Here is a 1971-nt window from a genome sequence, read left to right as displayed (position 1 = left end):
GATACCCACATAGACCGCGTATCAAACCGCACTAAATTTGCTATGGGTAAGAACGTTGTTGAAGTAGAAAAAAAGCTATTAAAAGTTGTACCAGCAGAGTTTAAAGTAGATGTACATCACTGGCTCATTTTACATGGACGTTATACCTGTGTGGCGCGTAAGCCAAAGTGTGGCAGCTGTATAATTGAAGATTTATGTGAGTTTAAAGAAAAGACTGAGTAACTAATTTTTAATTGAAATATTAAGATAATCATACGATATGTGCCCTACGTATGATTATCTTAATTTGAAAACCTCAAATAAACGCTTAACCTTTAAACATTACCGGACATAAACTCTATACTCCCAAGGCGCCAACTTAAGGCTTGCGTCTTCAGTAAGCGTTGCCTTTTGTTTGCTAAATAGCTCTGTATATACTCCAGCTGTTTGTGGACCCATAAATTGAATATCTTGCTCTTTATCAGAAAAATTAATCACAACAAACACTTTATCTTTGGTATTTTCGCGGATAAAACTAAACACCTCTGTCGGATTAGTATTATAAATACGCTCCATTGTCGCGCCATATTCACCATGCCACAACGCACTATTTTGTTTCTGCAAAGCTAAGAGCTTCTGAATCAATGGCTTAAATTTATGTTCTTTCCATTCGATAGGATCTTTTTCAAAAAACTCAAGCCGCTTAATATTCCCAGCTTCAAGTCCATTATAAATTAATGGCATACCTTCACCGACAATAGACAATACGATTGCTGTCGCTACTTTTTCTTCGCTACCATAACGCTCAAACACGGTTCCTTCCCATGAATTAGCATCGTGATTTGAAACATACGTCATCCGATAGCTATTTTTCGGATACGCTCCCTCATTCCATGAATAGTATACAAACAATCTATTTAAATCAGCGTGACCACTTAAAATATCATGAATAGCTTCCTGCCAAGACCATGCATAAGTAGCATCAAAAGCTTTAGCATGTAAATCACGCATTTCCCATTCAGCTAACATAAAAACGGGCTTGATCGCGTCTAGCTCCGCCCTAACGTTTTCCCAAAAATCGAGAGGAACAAAACCAGCTACATCACATCGATAACCATCAATATTTACTTCTTTGACCCAATACTTCATTGCATCAGTCATGTATTCACGCATTTCTGGTACGTTATAATCAAAGTCGATTATGTCTGACCAATCCCACCACGGCGTAGGTTGAAAATTACCTTGCGAATTTTTTGTATACCAATTTGGATGCTTATGTCTTAATTCATTATCCCAAGCACTATGATTTGCTACCCAATCTAGAATAACGTACATACCTAATTCGTGAGCAGCGTTAACAAAGCTTTTTAAGTCATCTAAGGTACCAAACTCAGGATTAACACCGTAGTAATCTTTTACTGAATAAGGGCTACCCAGCGACCCTTTTCTTTTTTCTTCGCCAATCGGATGAATCGGCATTAACCAAAGAATATCGACGCCAAGTTCTTTTAATCGTGGTAGTTGATGCTCAGCGGCTGCAAATGTTCCTTCAGGTGTGAACTGTCGCGTATTAATTTGATAAAAACTTGCGTTCTTACTCCACTGAGGATGCGTTAACTTCACATATTCTTGTGGAACATAATTAGAGGAAATATTTGTTGTCTTAGTTTTTTTACTTATATTAGTGCAGGCACACAGCCCTAAAAATAGTAATATTATTGAAAGGTTTTTCATTTATAAAGCCCCTTAAACGATTAAGTTTTAACAATATGCGATGTAGTGAAATTATTTCCAACAAACTATTAACATGAATACGTATGTAAGTCTTAATGCCTATCTACGATAATTATCATTCGGTTGGCCTACCATCGCGGTAGATACCCACATAGACCGCGTATCAAACCGCACTAAATTTGCTATGGGTAAGAACGTTGTTGAAGTAGAAAAAAAGCTATTAAAAGTTGTACCAGCAGAGTTTAAAGTAGATGTACA

Annotated in this window: 1 protein-coding gene and 2 pseudogenes; 2 read left to right on the top strand and 1 reads right to left on the bottom strand. The window is 37.0% G+C overall.

Translation table 11 applies throughout. The annotated features are described in order from the left end of the window. Window positions 1-222, top strand: a pseudogene (locus tag H5232_RS23035) (endonuclease III); the annotation flags it as partial. 99 nt (window positions 223-321) lie between these two features. Here the strand turns inward: H5232_RS23035 and H5232_RS23030 are convergent. Beyond that, window positions 322-1713 (bottom strand): alpha-amylase family glycosyl hydrolase, encoded by a 1392-nt coding sequence (locus H5232_RS23030; protein ID WP_182768385.1) that lies wholly within the window; start codon window positions 1711-1713, stop codon window positions 322-324. Window positions 1714-1828: 115 nt separating this feature from the next. On the opposite strand from H5232_RS23030, the pseudogene H5232_RS24430 reads away from it, so the two are divergent. After that, window positions 1829-1971, top strand: a pseudogene (locus H5232_RS24430) (endonuclease III); the annotation flags it as partial.

It is taken from the genome of Pseudoalteromonas sp. SG41-5 (assembly GCF_014164495.1).
GTDB classification, from domain to species: Bacteria; Pseudomonadota; Gammaproteobacteria; order Enterobacterales; family Alteromonadaceae; genus Pseudoalteromonas; species Pseudoalteromonas rhizosphaerae.
The sequence above is the reverse complement of the archived record's forward strand: the minus strand, read 5'-3'. Positions and strand labels throughout refer to the sequence as shown.